Source organism: Bacillus sp. NTK071, from assembly GCF_017303315.1.
Classification (GTDB): Bacteria; Bacillota; Bacilli; order Bacillales; family Guptibacillaceae; genus Guptibacillus.
Genome location: NZ_JAFKOI010000008.1, coordinates 109,612 through 131,133 on the forward strand (window position 1 = coordinate 109,612; position 21,522 = coordinate 131,133).

At 36.9% G+C, this 21,522-nt stretch carries 17 protein-coding genes and 1 pseudogene; 4 read left to right on the forward strand and 14 right to left on the reverse strand.

Features of this window, described 5'->3' with window-relative positions; translation table 11 throughout:
* Nucleotides 1–111: 111 nt before the first annotated feature.
* On the forward strand, nt 112–1,479 hold the full coding sequence (locus JI666_RS13845) for an FAD-binding oxidoreductase (protein ID WP_206892848.1): 1,368 nt from the start codon (nt 112–114) through the stop codon (nt 1,477–1,479).
* A 163-nt stretch (nt 1,480–1,642) separates the two neighbouring features.
* Here the strand turns inward: JI666_RS13845 and JI666_RS13850 are convergent, their stop codons facing one another.
* From JI666_RS13850 to JI666_RS13895, 10 genes are all read right to left on the reverse strand, one after another.
* Nucleotides 1,643–2,317: an N-formylglutamate amidohydrolase gene (locus tag JI666_RS13850; RefSeq protein ID WP_206892849.1), complete on the reverse strand. Its 675-nt coding sequence runs from the start codon at nt 2,315–2,317 to the stop codon at nt 1,643–1,645.
* Nucleotides 2,318–2,413: 96 nt separating this feature from the next.
* Nucleotides 2,414–6,346 carry a C40 family peptidase gene (locus tag JI666_RS13855; RefSeq protein WP_206892852.1) on the reverse strand — a complete coding sequence of 1,311 codons (3,933 nt, stop codon included), beginning with the start codon at nt 6,344–6,346 and terminating at the stop codon, nt 2,414–2,416.
* Between the two features lie 132 nt (nt 6,347–6,478).
* A complete protein-coding gene (locus JI666_RS13860; RefSeq protein ID WP_206892854.1) occupies nt 6,479–6,688 on the reverse strand; it encodes a hypothetical protein in 210 nt (69 codons plus the stop codon).
* 27 nt (nt 6,689–6,715) lie between these two features.
* Nucleotides 6,716–8,374, reverse strand: a complete 1,659-nt coding sequence (ggt, locus tag JI666_RS13865; protein ID WP_206892855.1) for a gamma-glutamyltransferase — start codon at nt 8,372–8,374, stop codon at nt 6,716–6,718.
* Entirely contained in the window at nt 8,364–9,521 is a 1,158-nt protein-coding gene (locus tag JI666_RS13870; RefSeq protein WP_206892856.1) for a CapA family protein, read from the reverse strand. The genes ggt and JI666_RS13870 overlap by 11 nt, the downstream gene beginning before the upstream one ends.
* An 11-nt stretch (nt 9,522–9,532) precedes the next feature.
* Nucleotides 9,533–9,982 (reverse strand): poly-gamma-glutamate biosynthesis protein PgsC, encoded by a 450-nt coding sequence (gene pgsC / locus JI666_RS13875; RefSeq protein WP_206892857.1) that lies wholly within the window; start codon nt 9,980–9,982, stop codon nt 9,533–9,535.
* A gap of 12 nt (nt 9,983–9,994) precedes the next feature.
* Nucleotides 9,995–11,176: a poly-gamma-glutamate synthase PgsB gene (pgsB, locus tag JI666_RS13880; RefSeq protein ID WP_206892863.1), complete on the reverse strand. Its 1,182-nt coding sequence runs from the start codon at nt 11,174–11,176 to the stop codon at nt 9,995–9,997.
* Nucleotides 11,177–11,772: 596 nt separating this feature from the next.
* Nucleotides 11,773–12,186: a transposase gene (locus tag JI666_RS13885; RefSeq protein ID WP_206892865.1), complete on the reverse strand. Its 414-nt coding sequence runs from the start codon at nt 12,184–12,186 to the stop codon at nt 11,773–11,775.
* 20 nt (nt 12,187–12,206) lie between these two features.
* Nucleotides 12,207–13,766 (reverse strand): YifB family Mg chelatase-like AAA ATPase, encoded by a 1,560-nt coding sequence (locus JI666_RS13890; protein WP_206892869.1) that lies wholly within the window; start codon nt 13,764–13,766, stop codon nt 12,207–12,209.
* A 352-nt stretch (nt 13,767–14,118) separates the two neighbouring features.
* A complete protein-coding gene (locus JI666_RS13895) occupies nt 14,119–14,547 on the reverse strand; it encodes a hypothetical protein (protein ID WP_286170826.1) in 429 nt (142 codons plus the stop codon).
* 221 nt (nt 14,548–14,768) lie between these two features.
* Between JI666_RS13895 and JI666_RS13900 the strand changes: the two genes are divergently transcribed.
* Nucleotides 14,769–14,945, forward strand: a complete 177-nt coding sequence (locus JI666_RS13900) for a hypothetical protein (protein WP_206892871.1) — start codon at nt 14,769–14,771, stop codon at nt 14,943–14,945.
* Between the two features lie 205 nt (nt 14,946–15,150).
* Nucleotides 15,151–15,492: a hypothetical protein gene (locus JI666_RS13905; RefSeq protein WP_206892873.1), complete on the forward strand. Its 342-nt coding sequence runs from the start codon at nt 15,151–15,153 to the stop codon at nt 15,490–15,492.
* A gap of 7 nt (nt 15,493–15,499) precedes the next feature.
* Here JI666_RS13905 and JI666_RS13910 read toward each other — a convergent pair.
* The 4 genes and pseudogenes from JI666_RS13910 to JI666_RS13925 all read right to left on the reverse strand — a co-directional run.
* A pseudogene (locus tag JI666_RS13910) lies at nt 15,500–15,650 on the reverse strand (ATP-binding protein); the annotation flags it as partial.
* Between the two features lie 170 nt (nt 15,651–15,820).
* Nucleotides 15,821–17,329, reverse strand: a complete 1,509-nt coding sequence (locus tag JI666_RS13915) for a hypothetical protein (protein ID WP_206892876.1) — start codon at nt 17,327–17,329, stop codon at nt 15,821–15,823.
* Between the two features lie 866 nt (nt 17,330–18,195).
* Nucleotides 18,196–19,035, reverse strand: coding sequence for an EAL domain-containing protein (locus JI666_RS13920; RefSeq protein WP_206892878.1), 840 nt, complete (start codon nt 19,033–19,035; stop codon nt 18,196–18,198).
* Between the two features lie 41 nt (nt 19,036–19,076).
* On the reverse strand, nt 19,077–19,832 hold the full coding sequence (locus JI666_RS13925) for a putative phage abortive infection protein (RefSeq protein ID WP_206892879.1): 756 nt from the start codon (nt 19,830–19,832) through the stop codon (nt 19,077–19,079).
* 591 nt (nt 19,833–20,423) lie between these two features.
* Here JI666_RS13925 and JI666_RS13930 point away from each other — a divergent pair.
* A complete protein-coding gene (locus tag JI666_RS13930; protein ID WP_206892882.1) occupies nt 20,424–21,401 on the forward strand; it encodes a restriction endonuclease in 978 nt (325 codons plus the stop codon).
* Nucleotides 21,402–21,522: the final 121 nt, after the last annotated feature.

The following is a 21,522-nucleotide window of genomic DNA, read 5'->3' on the forward strand; positions in this document are numbered from 1 at the left end:
ACTCATAAAATTTCCCTTTATTTCTATTTTTTTATCATTATACCGATCCATTATTATCCATCGTATGCTATAATGAACGTCTGTTTTATATAATCCAATTGGGGGGATTTTATGTTTCAAACATTAGAAAAGCAGGTTGGCGATCGATTAATCTTGCCAAACCACGAGAATTTTGATGAGGCACGCAAGGTGTGGAACAGTGCGATTGATCGTAAACCAGGTTTGATTGTGCGTTGTGAAACCGAAGAGGACGTAAAAGCTGGCGTTGCTTTCGCTCATGAGAACAACCTTACCGTTTCAGTCAAAGCTGGCGGGCATCACCTGGGAGGTCTTGCGGTAGGTGATCATGCTGTGATGATCGACCTATCTAACATGAAAAAGGTTACGGTAGATACTGAAAAGAAAGTGGCCTATGTACAAGGGGGAGCCACTTTAAAGGATGTAGATAACGAAACACAAAAATACGGACTTGCTACACCGACTGGAACGGTATCTGAAACCGGGATTGCTGGCTTAACACTGAATGGTGGGCTCGGGTATTTAAGAGGAAAATATGGCCTAACTTGTGACAACCTCGTTGGAGCAAACGTCGTTACAGCATCAGGTGAGTTAATCGAAGTAAACGAAACGACTCACCCTGATCTCTTCTGGGCACTCCGTGGAGGCGGCGGTAACTTCGGGGTCGTCACTGAGTTTGTCTACCAGCTCCATGAAGTGGGTCCTGAAGTGTTAGCGCTTGATGTGATGTATGATTACAAAGACGCGAAAGACGTTATCAAGAAAGCACAAGCCTATATGAAAGATGCTCCTGATGAGGTGTCGATTAACCTGACGATGACAACCTTGCCTCCTGCACCGTTCATCCCAGATTTTCTACATATGAAAAAAGTCATCATGTTAACTGGCATGTTCGCCGGAACGCCTTCCATAGGCGAAGAGGTCATCAAACCTTTGAGAGAACTAGCAGAGCCGATCGTTGATGGTACAGGCATCATGCCTTATACCGAGCTTCAAAGCAAGCTTGACATCATGGTCCCGGAGTACGTTCCCGTACACGGAACCTCTCTCTACTTCAAAGGACTAACAGATGACGTGATCGATACGATTCTAACGAAAATTGATCACGCTCCAGCACCGAGTGTACTTGTTCAACTCTGGTCGCTTCATGGCAAAATGAATCGCGTTGCTTCAAACGGAACACCATACGCTATCCGAGATGCCAACTTCGTTCTTCTTCTCGATATCATGGCGATGGATGTGGAACTCGATCTATGCAAACAGTGGGTTGATTCGGTTTATGGAAGTCTACTATCATCCTCCCATCACGAAGCCTCTTACTTAAATGGCATTACACCAAGCGAGAAAGTTGTCAAAGCTGCGTTCCGTGGGAATTACGAACGTCTAGTGGATGTGAAGAACATGTATGATCCTAAAAATGTGTTCTGTCATAATCATAATGTTGTGCCAGGGGAGAAATAGAGGAAGTTGAAGTAGCTCAAGAATCGGTAGATTCTTGAGCTTCTATTATTAGCAATGCATTTTTTGTTAGTAGAATAAAGTGTACACTTTAATTCCAGTACAGTAAAAATGAACACAATATTACACTATTATAGAAAGCCTGCATTATTATTTCTAGACAGAATCACGAGAACCGTCCCCGTGATTCACCGTGATTCCCAACGGTCGTTACTATATCCCTCAAACAATCTACCATCTTCAAAAACAATTCCAACTCGTTCCTCGGATTACGATATTCTTTATTTATCTCTAATTGAACTGCATCTATTCCCAACTCTTGAGATACATAATTTGTTATTGTTCCTTTATGTGAAGCTGCAAATGTTCCGTTAAGTGCTACCTTAAACCTATGGTTTTGAAAAACTTGAGCTATTCTTCTAGCCTTATCATCTGATAAGCTTTCACCAAAATTTGATCCCATTTCAATGTCGAATGAATGTTCACTAGATGCTCCGTGTAAATCAATGATCGTATGAATAGAATGCGTTCTACAAAATTCACTCAGAATTTCTTTATATTCCCCACCTACTACGTAGTTTGGATCCTCACCAATTTTTGTTTTTACCATCACATGACAGCCTGTTAATTGATACAGCAATAAAGCGATAGATCCAGTATAAATATCAGCCGATTTAACTCTTCCGTTTCTCCAATGTTTTGTAGCATGTGGAGCTGAGATCAGAATTGGTAATACTCCTTCTTTATTAGATGTAAATTCATTAGATTGTATGGCACCATGATATTTATGTTGAGAAAATTGATCTTCTAATTCTAGTACTTCCTGTAAGTTTACTTTCATATAAAAACAACCTTTCATAATGAACAACCCTATTATAACGAAAGTGACACTATACAAAAAGCCAGGAACGCATACGTTCCTGACTTAGCATCGTGACTATTCAATAACTCTTCTTGCTTCTTTAAATTTAGGAGCATAATAACTGTCTTTCAAGAGGTTCCTAATGTCTACCCCAGAGCTATGGGAGACATGAATGAATTCATCGTTACCGATATAGATACCAGGATGGATATAACTACCTTCAAAGAAAACAAGGTCTCCTGGTTTCAAATCTTCTTTGGACACTGGTGTTCCAATTTCAATCTGTTGGAAACCATAGCGTGGTATAACGACGTCATTTTGCGAGAAGACGTACTGTACAAACCCTGAAGCATCAAATCCATCTGGAGTAGTTCCATCCTCTGTATAAGGAATACCCATGTGTTTTTTAGCTTCTAGTATAATGTCATCTCCAGAAGCTTTCTCTGCTGCGCTCGTAGTATCGTATCTTCTTGCACCAGTATATTTCGGGCTATAGTAAGCATTATGATCCAGGTATGCGACAGATACTTCATCATCCTGTCCATTCGCATGAATAATTTGACCATTTCCAATATAGATTCCATTGTGAGAAATGCCTGGTTTATACGTATCACTAAAGAATACAATATCTCCCACTTGTAAATCTTGTTTCTCTACTGGTTGACCAAATTCCCATTGCTCAGCACTTGTACCTGGCAAGAAGATTCCATATTGTTCTTTAAAGACATGTTGAATGAAGCTTGAGCAGTCAAAATATTCCGGTGTTCTAGTTGTTCCATTCTCATAAGGAACTCCTAGATAAGACGCAGCAGTAGCTACGAGCGGAATATCAAGTGGCAACTTCAATCCAGTGTATCGCTTTGCAAAAACAAATCTGGAAGAATAATAATCTGATTTAGTAAGGTATTCAATTGTTACACCGTCTGAAGAAGTAGCATGTACGAACTTATCGTTCCCTAAATAGATACCGTTATGAGATATGCCTTCTTTATACGTGTTCTCAAAGAAAACAACATCTCCTGGCTTCAGATTTTCAAGTGTAATTGTTTCGCCTACTTCAGATTGTTCTTCGGTATAATTGGGTACTGGAATATCTACCGAATCAAACACATAATGAACAAATCCTGAATTATTAAATCCGGATGGCGTAGTTCCCCCTGATTCATATGGTGTTCCTACTAAAGATAGTGCTTCTTCAGTAATAGCATTTTTAGCTACCACCTTTAGTCCATCAAATCGACGAGCTCCAGTGTATTTATCACTGTAGTAACTGCTCTTGTTAATATAATCTATTACAACGCCACCCGATGTTGTAACATGGATGAATTGATCATCTCCAAGGTAAATTCCATTATGCGAGATTCCTTCTTTATATGTGTTACTAAAGAAAACAACATCTCCTGGTTGGAGGTCCCCTTCTGCCACAGCTTCCCCAGTCTCCCACTGGTTGTCCGTCGTTCTAGGAATGACAGTTTCTAGTACAGTCTGGAAAACATATTGAATATAACCAGAACTATTAAAACCTGACGGTAATTCTCCTCCACTTTCGTATGGAGCTCCAAAGTGAGAAAGAGCTTCTTTCGTGATAGCATTCTCAGCTGTTGGTTTTAAATCATTGTAACGCCTTGCACCTGCATATTTAGATGAATAATAACTGCTTCCATCTAAATAATCCATTGTAACCCCTGAAGAAGTCGTTACATGAACAAAACGATCACTTCCAACATAGATTCCATTATGCGAGATTCCTGGCTTATACGTATCCTGGAAGAATACAACATCTCCAGGCTTTAGGTTTTCTTTCGCAACTTCTTCTCCTGCTACCCACTGATCATCACGCAGCCGCGGAACTACAATATCTGCAGCATTCTGGAACACATATTCAATAAAACCAGTACTATTGAAACCTGATGGTGATTCTCCTCCACTCTCATATGGAGAACCCAATAATTCAATAGCTTTATCTGAAATTGGATTGTTTGCAAGTTTAGCTGATTGAACCGAATGATATCTTCTTGCTCCTGCATACTTAGATGAGTAATAATCGTTCTTATCAAGATAATCAATTGTTACGCCAGTTGACGTTGTGACGTGAACAAACTGATCATCTCCTACATATATACCGTTGTGAGAGATCCCTGGTTTATACGTATCTTGAAAGAATACAACATCTCCAGGCTCAAGGTCTTCCTTTGCTACTTTTTCACCTGCTGACCACTGGTCATCTAGTAGGCGTGGGATGACGATGTCCCCCCCACTCTTATAGACATAATCGATAAATCCTGAACCATTAAAGCCTTCAGGTGAGTCTCCGCCTTTCTGATATGGAGCTCCAATCAGCGAAATCGCTTCTTTTGCTACCTCATTTGTCGGTTTAGGTGTTAAATCATCATATCTTCTAGCACCAGTATATTTGGAACTGTAATAACTATTCTTACTAAGGTAATCGATTGTTACGCCACTGGAAGACAATGCGTGAACAAATTGATCATTTCCTACATATACACCATTATGTGACAAGCCTGGTTTATACGTATCACTGAAAAAGATGACATCTCCTGGCTTAAGGTTTTCTTTTGCAACCTCTTCACCTGCTGCCCATTGATCATCACGCAAGCGTGGGACAATGATATTAGCACCAGTTTTAAATACATACTCAATCAAACCTGAATGGTTGAAGCCCGATGGAGATTCTCCACCTCTCTTGTATGGTGCGCCAATCAAGGACATTGCTTCCTTAGCAACGCTGTTTGATGGTTCAGGTGTGACGTTATCGTAACGTTTTGCACCCGTGTATTTAGAGCTATAATAGTTGTTTTTATCTAGATAACTAATTGTTACACCTTCAGAAGTGGTCACATGTGCAAACTGATCATTTCCGAGATAAATTCCATTATGAGAGATGCCTTGCTTGTAAGTATTACTGAAGAATACAACATCTCCTGGTTGAAGGTTTTCTTTCGAGATCTCTTCTCCTGTCTCCCATTGCTGTTCAGTTAATCCAGGAACAATTACGCCTTCCTCTTTGAAAGCATATTCAATGAATCCAGAGCTATTTAAGCCTTCTTTTGAATCTCCTCCACGTTCATATGGAGTACCTAGTAGTTTAATAGCTTGTTTAGCAAATGAATTTTCAGGCCGCGGCATTACATTGGTATATCTCTTCGCACCTGTAAATTTAGAGCGATAGTAGTCATCCCCTTGAATGAAATCTACTGTAACCCCAGAGCTAGTCGTTACGTGAATAAATTGATCGTTCCCAATGTAGATTCCATTATGGGAGATTCCGGGTTTGTATGTATCGCTAAAGAATACAGCATCGCCTGGTTGCAAATCACCTTCTGCAACTTCTTCCCCTGCTTCCCATTGGTATTCTCTAAGTTCCGGTATATATGTTCCATTGCCATTTTTATAAGCATAGTCAACGAAACCTGGACTATTAAAGCCTTTTGGAGTCTCTCCTCCACTTTTGTAGGGACTATCAATTAGTGAGAGGGCCGTTTTAACAACTGGGTTTTCTATTTCACTTAGGGACATTTCGTTATAGCGACGTGCCTCTGTATATTTCGATTCCCAGTAAGCACTATCAATTAACGAATCTATTGTTACACCTGAAGAAGATGTCACATGTATAAACTGTTCGTCACCTAAATAAATTCCGTTATGAGAAATGCCTTCTTTGTACGTATTACTAAAGAACAGTACATCTCCAGGCTGGAGTTCATTCCTTTCAATAGGTGTACCAAATTCCCATTGCTGTGACAAATATCTTGGGAGATATATATCTGCACCATTTTTTAGAACATAGTTAACAAATCCAGAACCATTAAAGCCTTCAGGTGAATCTCCACCTGATTTAAAAGGGGCATCAATATATTTATTTGCTTCATGGACTATGGTGTCTCCTACTTGACCTTCGGCGGATGCGAATGATTGGGATGTAGCGAACATAAAAATAGTTGCAAGTACAAAATAATAAAAAATGTAATTTATTGGGTGTTTAACCAAAATTACCCCCTCCTATACAATAAAGAATATAATGATTCGTGTTAATTCGTCAATATTTTTGGGGGTAAATTTACAAAACAATAATAAAGGCACATCTTCATAAGTGAGAAGATGTGCCTTTAGACACGATATTTATTTATTAACATTATAAGACGTAGTACTTACGTCTCTATTTTCAATTTCTACTTTCTGACTAATCTGTTCAGTTAACTTTAACTGTTGACTTTCAATTGTAGCTAACTCATCATCAGTTAACGTTTTTTCATGCTTAAATGTAACCATAAATGCAAATACAAGTGCCAACATTACGAAAGGTTTAGCTTCACGAATAATAGTTTTCAACAAAATACACTCCTCATAATTAATTGCTTATTTTTCTACTTGCCATGATCCAAGGCGGCGCTTATCCGCTCCACCGTACATCAAATCTTCTTCATAATTCACAACAAGGCTTTGGACACCGCCATAATACTGGCCAGCTTCATAAATTTCGACACGATATCCTCTATCTTCTAAATCATCAATAACTTCTTCAGAGAAGACTTCCTCTGATTCAAGCATGATTTTGTCATCTTCAACATAAAAGCGTGGATGTTCAATGGCTTCCTCAATCGACTCCTTAAAGTAAAGGTTACGAACAAGAACCTCTGTAAGCATCATTGGGATCCTTTTACCACCTGGAGTCCCAATGCCGATCTCCGGTCGACCATTCTTTGACAAAATAGTTGGAGCCGTATAGCTTCTAGGACTTTTTCCGGGTTCAACATCATTTATGGAGCTATTATTTTCACTAAAATTCTTTAATTGGTTATTAAGAAAATAGCCATCAATGTATGTACCTGAACCAAAGAAATTACTTAATGTATGAGTAGCAGAAATCATTGTTCCTTCTTTATCGACGATAACAAAGTGAGTCGTGTTATCATGATCTTCGAAATCTGCAAGACTATCATTAATTTCGTAATCTTCAGATAGGTGTTCCATTGAAATACCCTTTGCAAGTTCCTTAGAATAGTCGAAGCTTGTTAATTTATCTGCATTTACATCAACGAACCCTGGATCAGCGATTTCTTCAAGACGATCATTGTAGGTTCTCTTCGTTATCTCTCCAACGAGGTGAATGAAATCAGCCGGGTCATCTTCTGATTTTTCTACATTCATTAGTTCAGCCATCTGTAACGATTGAATCAGTGTAATCCCACCCAAGGGTGCCGGTGCTGAATAGACATCGTATCCAGCAAACGTACCTTTCGTTGGCTCTTTCTTAAGAGTAGCGTACGTTTGAAGGTCTTCACTTTTAATCTCATCCGTTTGATCTAAGATGTGTTCACCTAGCTCACCTTCATAAAAAGCTGAGGCACCTTCTTCTTGTATCGTCCGAAGTGTGTCTGCAAGTTGTTTTTGTTTTAACGTAACGCCAGGGTTAATCGGTTTACCATTTGGATAAAAGTGAGGGATATCACTAATAGGCATTCGGTACTGAGCACCTTTTAACCGATCATATAAGTCCTGGTCTACTTTAAAACCCTTCTCAGCGATGTTAATTGCTGGTGCGATAAGCTTCTTCATGTCAATCGTTCCGTAATCGGCATGAAGGTCTTCCATTCCCTTTACGAGCCCCGGAACACCTGCATAGCTTGAAGGAAGACTTCCACTAAGAGGGGCATTCTCGCGGTATTGGTAAGAAATAGGCTTACTGTTTTTAGGGTGAATAAGCATTTCGCCACCACCACCAATTCCTGAACCGTATGGCTCGACTACACCCAGAACATACGAAACGGCAATGGCTGCATCAACTGCATTACCACCACTCTCCATCACGTCCATACCTACTTTTACAGCAAGTGGATGAGAAGCACTCACGCCAAATCCTTCACTTGACTTGAGAGGTTCAGATGTCGTCACGTTATAGTCAGGAGAAGTTGAAAACGGGAGGTTTTCAGGCTCAAGACCAACAAATTTATAAAAAGCTACGAAACCAACAACGAATATTATCGATAATAGAACAATAAACTTTTTACTCTCCAACAATAGTTGCCCCTTTCAAAACACGTGAATGGTCAACTGGTAGAATGATATTGCCCCCCCTTTTCGTCCAAGCTTCTTTATCAAGGTTCTTTGTTAATTGCCTTGTGATTTTGGCGTTATTATACCAATTCATATCTGTAAGTGGTCTAGGCTGTGTGTTTCTGATATAGGCAGGAATAACCTCTATCTCACCTGTTCCATCCTTGTACAAACGGTACTGGACTAAAGCGGTATCTCTACTTCTTGACCACCCCTGGTCAAATACAAAGCTTCCAAGACTGTAAAAAATAACTGTGTCATTATAACGTTCAATTGTAGACAAAACATGGGAGCCATGACCAACAATAATATCGGCACCAGCTTCAGAAATGGCATGTGCTATCTCTTCTTGACGAGGGTGCGCTCCGTTTTCATACTCCTGCCCCCAGTGCATATGGACAAACACAAGGTCAGCGTTTTGCTTTGCTTCTCCAATCATAGGAATGTAATTCTTTGGAGAAGCTGGGAGGACGCCTCCTTTTGTATCTCTTGCTTCGCTGTCATCTTCAAAAATATCATTGAAACCCAGTGTTGCAATCTTGATGCCGTTCACCTTGGTATAATGAATTTGTTTAGCTTCATCAAGATTGTCCCCAGCACCGACAATTCCAGTATCCAAAGATTTAAATGTAGAGAGGGTATCTTCCAATCCTTCAATACCATAATCAAGCATGTGGTTATTAGCGAGATTAGCTACTGTGAAGTTCGCACGGTCAAGTGCCTTTGCGCTTTCCTCACTAGTTTTTAATGTAACCGACTTGTCCACTGCTGGAGTATTCTCATCCAACACCACAGGGTTTTCAAAGTTTCCTGTTACATAGTCTGAATTCTTAAAATAAGTCGAAACATATTTGAATGGGTGATCAGTTCCGTACTCACCTGTCGCTTTTTCAACATATCGACCCATCATAATATCCCCAACCATAGTAGCAGTGACCAAAGCATCATCTTTAATTGCTTCTGTTTCACCAGGTTTGAATAAATAAGAAAAAGGAATAATAAGGATAAAGCATAAAAATAGCGCAATGAGCGTATGCGTAAGAGTTCTTTTCTTGTGCCATTTGATTTTCTTTAAGATCTTCTCTTTAAAATTAAGTTTTCTAGCCATTTACATTCACCCTAAACGAGATAGTATACAAACATAATTAAGAATGTAATACCGCTAAGGAGGATCGTACTTCCTATCGTAGGTACAACACCTTGTTTTTGGATTGTGTTCGCAATCAACCCAGGAACAATGACACCTATTCCGCGCAACTCAAATATTTCAAATGGTATAATTGGGTATGCAAAATCAAGTAGTAACTTGATAGCGATTCCTGTGGTCAACATCGCTGCGAATTTTCGACGTCCGTACAAAATTGTAAATCTAGTAATACCATGTTGTACAATTAGATAGGTTAATAGGCTAATAATGAACATAGTCAACATGAAAATAGGCTGATCAAAGCTTAAGGCAAGGTAACCTGGTACAATTAAGCCAGCAGGTAAGATACCTGTTTTCTCAGCATAAATCAAACTCAAAATAACACCAATAACTAAAGATATATATAAATCAGAACCAAACACTTGTGTATCCTCCTAGCTGACTCGCTGCTTGAATTTGTATTCGTTAAATTTATCGATTAGAGGTTCAGCCGCTCCATGAATGTTACCTACACCATAAAAGACGGTGTTTAATAAATGTGGCTCAAGCTCTTTGTATATTTCATCTGTTGAATAACCTTCTAAGTTAAGAAGTTGATTTGCAGGTATATTTCCTTCATTAAAGGCATCTACGATTGGACTAGTTGTTTCTCCAATAAGGACAACCGCTTCCGCTTTAATATAAGGAAGAACGTCTCTTGCGAACTGTTCTGTTCGATCAACACGGTCAGCTCTGCAGTTCATGATGACGAATGGATTATCCGATGGATAACCTAGTTGCTCTACCCTTCTCCAAATATTAATAGTAGACTGGGCATCATTTGCAGCAAACCCATTTACAAAGAAGGCTGGAGATTGTTCATCTCCGAGAGGTAATATTCTCATAGCACCCACATCGGGCTGTGCTTTGAGCATGCCTCTAAAGGCTGTTTCTTCATCAATTCCTAGTGCTTCAGCAACTGCTAACGCAAGCGAAGCATTCTCAGGGAATACCATATATTCGAATTTCAAAAGGAAGTCGTCGGAGATTCTCGAATTGTCTGCAATAATAACTTCTGTGTTTCGTTTACGGGCAATTCTCGTGAAGTAATTTACATAAGGAGATTCTGTAATGATGAGATGCCCATTATAAGGAATAGTTGCAGTAAACGCTTCTGCAATTTCATCCAACGTTGGGCCCATTACGTCCATGTGGTCTTCAAGAACATTTACAATAACGCCAATGTTCGCCTGAAGCATTTGTTTCTGGAAGATGATTTGGTAATCAGGATTAACAGCCATACACTCGCTTACAAGAGCCTCTGCATTTCTTTCTGCAGCTTCCTTAACTACCATTTTTTGTTCTCTAATATTCGGACCTTCAAGACGCCGTTTAATAGGCTTCTCTTCACTTGTGTCCCAATAGATCATACGTGCTTGCGTACCAGTTGTTTTTCCAATCGTCCGCATGTTTGCCTCTACAAGCACACCTGTCACAAGTCTAGTAACGGTCGATTTACCTCGAACCCCATTGATATTTACACGTACTGGTAAACTATCAATGTTTTTCTGATGTTGTCTGCGCTCATATATTCCAATGCTAAGGATGAGCAGCAACACAAAAGGAATTAACAGCATTCCCTTTCCCCTTTCTTCCCTTTAACTTAATGTGTGAATTCGTTTTAGTTACAAACGTTGTTCATTATAAGACATTACCTGACTAATAACAACAAGAAATATCCCTTTATTCACTTTCCTTATAATATCACTCAAAACTAAGGAAAGGAACCATTTTTTTTGGCGAAAAATGTAAAAATAGCGTACTAATTGTAATAAAAAGTACCAATATGATTTACATTCTAAAATTTACATTCTAGTAAAATTGGTGATCTCTTTAGATCTAAATTCCAAACAGCATTTACAGTAACACACTGTAACTGGATATGCCAATTATTATATGTAAACTATGTTTCCTCTTTTTGTATATACGAGAATTGTTCACGTCATTCTTACGTCCTTAATAAGGTTACCAATCTTCTATTATGTTACGTGCTCATTCAAGCCCTATAAATCAGATTTGAAATCATCTATGCAATGATCCTCGTTTACTGTCTCGTTAAACTCCTTGAACCTCTCAATAGCCTTCGCTCGGTCTTTTCCAAACATGTTTAATATCATATTACAATCTACCAAACGCGTTACCGAAGTTAGTTGATAATACTGTCGACAGCTACTCACTCCCATTTCTCCACAGCCCTTACCATTCTAGCTTTTAGAGGATTTTGATGAATGTACCGAATTACGGTAAGAAGATAGTCCACTGTCTCTACATTCTCACTTTTGAATCGATCCTCAAATAGATGGCCGGTTGTGTTGTATTTAAAATGATAGTACTTGACGAAGCTTACGGCGATGCGTTTGATGGTGATAGAGATGTCTTCGTTCCCTTCTTTCATTAGAAGGTGAACGTGATTGCTCATTAAACACCACGCATAGATTTTCACCTTGTACAGGGTTGAGTACTTTTGGAGGGTTTGAAGGAATTGAAGCCGATCTTCATTATCGTGAAAGATCTCCTGTCTGTTTGCTCCTCTATAGATAATATGATAGATTCCTGTGCGACTTTTTTGTCTCGCTTTACGAGGCATGACAAATGACGGTGACGTTTCTATTGGTAGTGCACATTAAGATTTTCTCCTGTGAGTGATTTTTTGTGGAAGGATTGGATTGAGTGCAGGGATATTCTCCTTAATAGAAGGGCTTCTTCAATGGCTTCATCTGATATGAAGATGTCGCCTTTCAAATCAGCGATGGTTCTCGAGAGTCGAATGATTTTGATTTGCACGCGATTGCTAAAACCTTGTGCACTTGATAATGATTGGAGGTTGTGTTGCTGGAGTGGTGTTAGAGGGCTACTGCTTGTGAGCTGTTCAAATGTAACGCTCCCGTTGCACACTTCTTTTCCATAACGAGCATACTGACGTTCTCTTGCAGCTATCACGCGCTTTTTCACTTTTTCTGATGATTCCATGCCATCAAAATTGTGTTCGTTTAGATTAACGGGTTTTAGCGAGAGTAGAATGTCGATCCGATCTAAAATGGGACCCGATACGCGACTTTTGTAAGATCTGATTTGTTTTTCTGAGCATGTGCAATAGTGGTTACTTGAGCCCCAATACCCACATGGACAGGGGTTCATGGCAGCGATGAAGATGAATTTCGCAGGATACGTAACGGTCGAATGCACGAGGCCGATCGTCACCATTTCATTCTCCATAGGTTGCCGCAACATATCGAGCGTCTTCTTTGAGAATTCACCTAATTCATCGAGAAACAACACGCCTCGATGGGCTAGCGAAACTTCCCCTGGCTTTGGGTTGGTTCCTCCACCGATGATTGATACTGATGAAGCGGAATGATGGGGATGACGATAGGATGGCAAAGTGAGCGAGTCGTATGGTGCACCAGCTAATTGGTATAAACTGATTTTTTCAAGCTGCGCTTCCTTTGATAATGACGGGAGGATAGATGGGAACGTTTCAGCTAAAAGACTTTTTCCACAGCCTGGCGGACCATCCATAAGAAGATAGTGCTCTCCGCTTGCGGCTATTTCTAAAGCTCGCTTTGCGAAGTCATGTCCTAATATTTGATTGAAATTTCGTTGAAAGTGGATGAATTCATTTATGGATTCTTTTGGCTTCGTCACTGGCAGGATCTGTTGACCGAAGAGAAGATCGACTACGTCCTGAATGGTTTGAACGTAGACCAATTCGAGCTCGTCCATTTCTACCGTAGGAATCGTGAGGTCAAAAGGAAGGAATAACGTTTGAAGCTGCAACTTTTTCGCGGCCAGAATCGCAGCAATCATTCCTTCAACCGGTAAGATTGTTCCATCTAATGATAGTGCACCAATAAACCCAGTGTTTGGAGGGATGTTGTCTCTAAGCGCTTTGATTTCTTTCAGAATCCCAATCGCAATAGGAAGATCAAATAACGGACCGTACTTTTTCTGCTCGGCTGGCGAGAGATTAATAACGACTTTCGAATCAACTAATGGAAAACCAATACTATAAAGCGCTGCCGACACCCGCTCCTTCGATTCTTTCACAGACGCATCCGGTAAGCCTACGATAATTACGGTCTCAATCCCTTCCGTTATCTGCACTTCTACCTGAACACGGTAGCCTTCTAATCCTTTTAATCCGATACTTGTGACTTTTGCGGACATGGATTAGCTCCTTTGTATTTTGTTTTCTTGTCGTGCTATTAATATGGGTTTTTTGATTCATTATTGGAGATCGGTGAAGTTTACCTGGAATTGAGAGGACGTAGTCATTCCTTTGATGAAGAGAAATTGGGATGGAGTGGTTGATCTTTGGGGATAACGATAGAGTTGTGATTAGTAGATAACAGTCTAGTGGTTAATCTTTCAGAGGGTTTAGTCATTTTCAATTATCTTATTCACTATTTAGCCATACATATCCTATCTCATTATGAAAATTTGATGAATTACGGTTGAGATCATCACTCGACTTCAATCCAACAACTCCTTTTCATGATTAACACTTTATCGTCAGCCTTCAACACAATTTCGAATTCCAATACTCTACAAATGCCACATACTTCTCTTTATCTTTAAAATAGGGTAAAAGTTGCTCGCCTTTTAATTTATATGATTGAATCGTAGGAAGATCTTCACGGTATGCTTTCTCGATTCGGTGGTTTCCATCTATTATTTCATACAATCCAGGTCTCATTTCTGCTTGAATGATAGGTATACTTACATCGATTGACGGGAGATGGGATTCGTTGATTCTACTATGAAAATGACGGTTGAACCATTCCTTTATATAAATCGTTTCTACTTCCACTTCAAGATTACCGGAATGTATGTCCTCTGTCATTCGAGTTATATTGAAATGAAAGAAGCCATTTCGAAAGATTTCATCTCCTACATTACTAGTCATTGGATCATAGTTTTTGTTCATCTTAATCCTTCTATGGTTCATTCTTATTCCCCTTTCTCACGCTAATGTTTATATTCTAGCACTAGTTCCTAAATTGAGAAATTTCCTAACAGTTATCAATCAAACGTTTGTTTAACATGCTGATTAGTGTTTTTATTATTAATAAGTGTAATAGATGAATCTTCTCCGGTACTCGTCTCCATTATTCTTTCGCATTTTATTAGTATAATAGGATTATGAGAGTAACTTTAGGAGGGAACTGTTTGGATCCTTCATTAAATGAAAAAATATATCATATCATTTTATATTTTAACCAATTTGATGTGGTGTGGAAGATGAAAAATAATCAAGATTCAGGTCAATTGCATTTGTCTAAACGAAAAAGAAGAAATGAAATTCCTCGTGATTGGACGCTTACTGATTACAATTCCCTTTTTTGAATATAATGAACGGTAAAGAGAATCATATTCATGTATATTTTCTAATCTATTTTTCACAAAGGTATTTCACTTTTGACGATGGTACATGGATCGTTATTGTAGGTGAAGATGGCGTAATGGAAACATGCATGAAGGGAAACCCTGAGAATTATTTCTTAAACAACCCCGGATATATCTATGTTGGAACAATAAAGGATGTGTTGAAATGAGCCATTTTAAACAGGACATTCTTAATTATGGAGATGACGTTGGTGATTTAGATAACAGCCCATTTGAAGCATTAAGGATGTTACATGATCGAACCGAACTTCATAAAGTTCATGATCAGTTAGACTTTGAAGAAAAGATTTTACTGGCTTATCACGATTTAAAATTGATTGAAAATGCTAGGGATATTGTTCAACATATTAGCAATGTATATGACTTTCGTTTATCAGACACAAATGAAATTCCCCCTGACCAATGGTGGTGGCACCTGAACAAGATTGCGCAAGGAAACATGGACTTCGGAATAGCAACGGATATAGGGAAAGTGATTCGTAGTTGACGGTTACAGCGGGGTAGCTGACGGTTGAATGCGCGCGGCTGATTGTTACCTTTCCGCTTTCAAGAGGTTGCCTTAACATATCGAGCGTCTTTTTCGTGATTTCGACTATTTCATCTAAAAAAAAGGACTCCTTTATGGGCAAGTGAAAATTCACCTGGGAATCACCGGGACGGTTCTCCTGATTCACTTGCTTAAACAAAACAAAAAAAACCAGGCGAACTAATTTATGGAACGATTATCCACCTGGTTTTTCTTTCAGTCTTATTCGCGGAAATCTGTTTTAACTTGGAAGGAATTCACGAGAACCGTCCCCATGATTCGTAATTAATCAACCAATACGGTCCTTATTGAATCCTTTTTTATTTGATAAAAATGGTTTTATCGGTAAATGAATATTGTTAAGACGCTTCAACTTTTTAATCCTCACTGAATGGTCTATGTTCATAATTAATGTTACAGCAATTGAGACTACGAATATTACTAATGCTAGTACTGTATTAATAAGTGCAGCACTAGTAATAATCATACTAAAAAAGAATGTCATTCCTAAAGATCTTAAAACTCGAATTGTGTATAGTATTGGAGTAATACTTTCAAACTTTTGATTTGAAATCGAAATTTCTTTCAAAATATTATCATTTAAAAATTTTATTCGCTGACTAAGGTGCCTATGACTATACTCAGGTTCAATTAGTGCGATTTCTTCTTTTTTTTCATTGATTATCAATTTGTTTCGTAAATCATAATTATGTTTTTCTAACTTAAGTAAAGCTACTTCTTCTTCTTTATCGTTAAAAGATTTAGCCGATTTCACTGATATTTCTATCTCTTCCAAAACATCACTAAACCTTAAACGCGAAGCAATAACCGAAACGAATGCCAACGTACAAAGCAGTGACTCAACTAATATTATTACTAGTAAATATTCATTGTTCATGATTGTCAGTTGTTTATCAATGAGATTCATATCAAAGTATAATAAACTATTAACAAAACTTTTAACATATTCTAAAACAGCTGGGATAATTGAAAGGTCGAGTTTTGTAGACGTAATGAGAGTAATAAAGCCAGCAAAAGCAAGTCCACTAAAAAGCGCACTCTCCAAAACATATGAATTAACACGATCATTAGTGTAATTTAATACTCCTTCTAGCTTTACAATTTCTAGGTCATTACTATCTGAAATTTCTTCATCTGTTAAATCTTTAGAAGGAATTTCAATACTTAAATTTCTTTTTTTATCGGATTTACCCTTTACATTAAATTCACTATCATCTTTGCAGTCCAATTCAGAATCATAGAACTTTATAACCTGCTTTAACTTTGGATGCCATTTCTCATCATAATTCATTTCTAAATTACCCAGTGGTGCTGTTCTTTCTTTTGTTAGTTTCATATTTTTGTTTTCTTTTGTATTCACGGGATTGGCTTTAGCTGCCATGAGTAGACTGTTTAATAACAAATGCATACCATAAGTAACAAAAGATATAAAAGCAATGACCATTTTCAAGAATACATGTAAGTTTTCATAAAGATTAAAACTTACAAATGTTCCCGCAATCAGTAACGAGAGTAAAAAAAGTATTGTAGCTGCTGTAATTTCTATTTCAGCTTCTGTACTGTATGGTTTGACTTTTTTAAATTCTACTTTTGACTCTATATATGCATGTAGGAAAACATGAAGAACAAATGGAATAATGAATATGTTGATAACCCAAAACCATACAGATCCAAAATAGTCTGATCTCCATCCCCATAGTACTAGCCATCTTAATAAGAAATCAAAAAACAAAGGGAAATAATTGTACTTATAAACCTTCTTATTATTTTGTTCCATTAAACATCTCCTATTTTAAACAGCTATCATGTATTTACTCAAAAATAACAAGTGTTACTCTATCATTTAAAACTGTGCTGCTTTTCAGTAAAGGTTGTCATTTACTCATGCTTTACATTTTTTAAGGAATTTTTTGATTAACAGTTTATAGAAATCTATAAATCCGCTTAGGATTTTATTAAAGTTAATTTCAACATTACAACCCCCTTATAAATATTTTCACAAAAAGCATTCTAATAAGTCTAAGTATATAAATATTTAATTCTTTATTAAGAATGTAATTCCTTTATTGAAAAGGAACCACTTGGAGAGTTCTGTTAATTCATTTGGGAACAAAATACAAAAAAACTAGATAAGCTAAGGAGAAAAATAATTAGCCCACTTGGTCTTTTTTAAGTATTAATCTTTGTATAATTTGATTTGACTTGGAAGTGAATCACTAAAACCGTCAGATTGTGAAGATGATAAATATTTCAAAACTGCGGAATTAATCGGGAGCGTTCTACTGATTCATTGTCCTGCACAAACAAAAAGCATAAGAATAACCGGACGGTTTTGTTGATTCATTTGTAAACAAAATACAAAAAAACAGTTGAGCTAACAAATTCAATTGTTAAGTCACTTGGTTTATCTTTGATCTTAGTCAATATCACTAGTTATTCACCTCTATATCATTAGGTCCATACACCCTAAAGTGAATCACGAGAACCGTCCCTGTGATTCTTTGGCTGTAATCAATCAGCAGAACTTGCGTCATTCTACTTGATGGTCACACTTAGTCTAGTCGCTCCTCGTTGACCATATAAAAGAAGAGAGTCACTGGCGAAGTTTAACCGGTGACTCTCTTCTATGCATTCAATGGGTTCTTAAGTACTATCACCAAATTTTTCATTGATTCCCATAACTACTTCTTCTAGCTTTTCTTTAGCTATTGGCCTACTAGTTATATATCCCTGTATATAATCACAATCTAGTTTGCTCCATTGTTCATACTGATATAATGTTTCAACACCCTCAATTATAATCTTAGACCCTAAATTTTTGACCAAATTAATTATATCCTTAACAAAGTCAATATCCCTATTAGAATGAACCCTGTCGGCAAAACTCTTGTCTAATTTTATATAATTAACTGGAAGATCAATTAAATTCGAAAATGAAAAATAACCATTTCCAAAATCATCCAAGGCGATTTTGTAGCCTCTATCTTTTAAAGAATTAAGTATACTTAATATCTTAGACAAGTTAACAATTTCTATATCCTCGGTCAATTCGAAAGTTATGGTAGATGGATTAATATTGTGTTTATGTGTTATATAATCAACGGTAGCAAGCAAACTCTCTTCCATTAACTGTTTTATAGAAATATTAATAGAAAAACTTTGAATATCTTTTAATGATTTTGTAATCTTGGAAATATCTTCACACATTTGTTCGAATGTGTATTGAAATAGAACATACATCAAACTTAATTCATGTGCTAGATAAATAAACTCAGTTGGCTTAATCTTACCAATAGTTGGGTGCGTCCACCTTATGAGAGCTTCAACGCCAAATATACCTTTTTTTCTAACATCTAACTGAGGTTGGTATACCAATTTCAATTTCCTATTATTTATAGCATATGATAAGTCGTCTCTTATCATTAATTTTCGAATAGACTTTTCTTTTCTCCAACTATCATTATAACAAACATTACTCCGCATCAGTTTTACTCTTTCACTTTCAACAATCGCATTGTTATTACTCATCTTTTTTTTTCAAAAAGGGAGACATGATTTTTAAATTGCTGTAATATTGTTTCCCCTCCATTTGGGAAGAAGTTATAATGGCACAATATATCTTTAAAATCATTCGCCCCAAAGTATTCTATATTGAAATAAAGTAAGCTGATTTCATATGTCGATAGTTGTGCTTTTATGAGATCAATTAACTCCTCCTGCTCTTCCATTGGAATATTTTCTCTCTGTTGATACACCCATTTAAAGATTTGGTACAAATTGCGGTAATAATGAGAAAGTTGTCCTTTCTCAACTTCATTTAATCTTCTCCATGCCATTAATAGTTTTGTTTTGTCATCAGATAAGTCATCTTCTTCAGAATACATACAAATCAATTTATTATATAACCGCTTAAAGTATTCTTTTCCATTAATAACTATATTATTGTCTTCACATTGCATGTTGCTAACAATATTGGTATAACAATTTAGCAGTTGAAAAAATATATTTTCTATTCTCTGCTTTAATGCTTCTTTTTTTTGAAGTTCCAATTGTTCGGATTGACTTACGAATGCTTTATAAGCCATTAATACCCCAAAAAGAGCTATAATCGGCATTGCAAAGCCATTAATATAATCACCATAATTACCAAATTTATCGGTGAATTCATTAATAAAAAAGCTTAAAAGAATAAAAAGTGCAACTAAATAAAATGTTATTCCAATAAATGAATATATAATTATTATGCTTGTTTTTTTATTTATATAATTAATATCTCTCAAAAAATCAACCTTACTGTATTTTATTAAGAAAATATTGTTCTTAATATAGACTAAAGGTCCGTGTTAGAGTTAGTAAGATTGCACATGTAGGCCCCCTTTTAAATTTATAACAACTTAAAATACTCTTAAATAAATTCGTCATAAGATTTGATATACCTTTTATATCTGTGAATATTTGAATTAAGAAGCTAACTTGTGAATTACTTAATTATACTAGTACCTAATGCAATGATTTCAAAAGTAGCGATAACAGGCAGTCAAAATAGGGCACGTTATTTTATATAACCTTCCTCTCCTTACCTTATTGCAAAACTGAAATAACGGGGACGGTTTAGGGGAATCAGCGAGAGGTTCGAACCATTCCCGTGATTCCCTTACAAAATAATGTTATAATTTGGTAAAATTTACACATAGCAGTACATTTCACTTACAGACGGTAACAAAATACTTATAAATCACTTACAATCAATTGTTTTTTTATCCCATTCAACTATCAAAACCATAGAATGCGATACTCGTTTTTTTATATTGTATAAGAACAGAATAAATTAAATAAACTCTAGGAAACGTTTGCTTAATGGGGGCACTATAATGAAAGATCATCAAGCTAGAGGTTATATCTTGGAAACAGTTATACAAGAATTGCTGGTAAAATTCGGTTATGTAGGGATAAAAACAGAGGATTTAAGAGGAAGAGGAGCATCCCACCAAATTGATGCTTATGCTTATCTGAAAATACCTACTCCCTTTATTTATCCTATTAGGCTCTTATGTGAAGCTAAGTGTTATAGCAAGCCAATTGGCTTGGAACATGTTAGAAATTATGTGGGAGTTATTAAAGACATTTCAGAGAATTACATAATCGGTAACAATGGAGAAAGAAACATCCCAAATAGATACACTGATATGGGTTGCTATTTTAGTGTGAGCGGCTTTACCCTCCCCGCTCAAAATTATGCCTGGGCACACAATATCTTCATTATTTCTTTTAAAGATATACCATTTTTAAAGCCAATAGTTGATTTTATATGGGGATACACACGTAATTTAACAAATAATAATCAATTGAAATCAATGTCTAAAGAAGAAATAACAAGTGGATTTTGGGAGTACTTTAAAAGTAAACAAGACTTATATTCAAACTACAAACACCCAGAAATGGCAATTGGAATATTAGATGGAGTTTATCCAGTAGCATTAGTTGGAAACAAGGATTGGATTCAAGAAATTGATGAGAAACTTCCATTAGATGAAGAGGATATAAGCGTTAGTAAAACCTCTCGTTACACAACCGCGAATGATACTTTATTTAAATTATCCACCTACCAGAATCAGGAGGTATCTTTTACTCTACCTAACATGATAGCAAGAAAAGTAATTACAAGGATTGATAATAGTAAACATGGGGAAGAGATATTCCAGGTAGATATTCCATATATCAGAAAACGAGGTTCTAAAGAAATCAGAAGAATGTTCAAATTAAAAGTATGGTTAAATGATAAACAGCATTTTATTAATGAGATAGAAAGTATCGTACAGCTAGAAGCACCTAAAACAGTTCAAAACTAAAACTAGTAAGAAACAGGACCAAAATAGGGACAGTACCCTTGCACCCATTAAAATAACCCTGCATACATATCATAAGTTAATTACAATTACTGTTAATAGGACGGTGAATCTGTCCCTGTGT

What these genes read in the sequence shown, in the direction of transcription:
- JI666_RS13845 (WP_206892848.1), top strand. Translation starts at nt 112, where the DNA reads ATGTTTCAAACATTAGAAAAGCAGGTTGGCGATCGATTAATCTTGCCA.
- JI666_RS13850 (WP_206892849.1), bottom strand. Translation starts at nt 2,317, where the DNA reads ATGAAAGTAAACTTACAGGAAGTACTAGAATTAGAAGATCAATTTTCT.
- JI666_RS13870 (WP_206892856.1), bottom strand. Translation starts at nt 9,521, where the DNA reads ATGGCTAGAAAACTTAATTTTAAAGAGAAGATCTTAAAGAAAATCAAA.
- pgsB (WP_206892863.1), bottom strand. Translation starts at nt 11,176, where the DNA reads ATGCTGTTAATTCCTTTTGTGTTGCTGCTCATCCTTAGCATTGGAATA.
- JI666_RS13885 (WP_206892865.1), bottom strand. Translation starts at nt 12,186, where the DNA reads ATGCCTCGTAAAGCGAGACAAAAAAGTCGCACAGGAATCTATCATATT.
- JI666_RS13890 (WP_206892869.1), bottom strand. Translation starts at nt 13,766, where the DNA reads ATGTCCGCAAAAGTCACAAGTATCGGATTAAAAGGATTAGAAGGCTAC.
- JI666_RS13895 (WP_286170826.1), bottom strand. Translation starts at nt 14,547, where the DNA reads ATGAACCATAGAAGGATTAAGATGAACAAAAACTATGATCCAATGACT.
- JI666_RS13905 (WP_206892873.1), top strand. Translation starts at nt 15,151, where the DNA reads ATGAGCCATTTTAAACAGGACATTCTTAATTATGGAGATGACGTTGGT.
- JI666_RS13915 (WP_206892876.1), bottom strand. Translation starts at nt 17,329, where the DNA reads ATGGAACAAAATAATAAGAAGGTTTATAAGTACAATTATTTCCCTTTG.
- JI666_RS13920 (WP_206892878.1), bottom strand. Translation starts at nt 19,035, where the DNA reads ATGCGGAGTAATGTTTGTTATAATGATAGTTGGAGAAAAGAAAAGTCT.
- JI666_RS13930 (WP_206892882.1), top strand. Translation starts at nt 20,424, where the DNA reads ATGAAAGATCATCAAGCTAGAGGTTATATCTTGGAAACAGTTATACAA.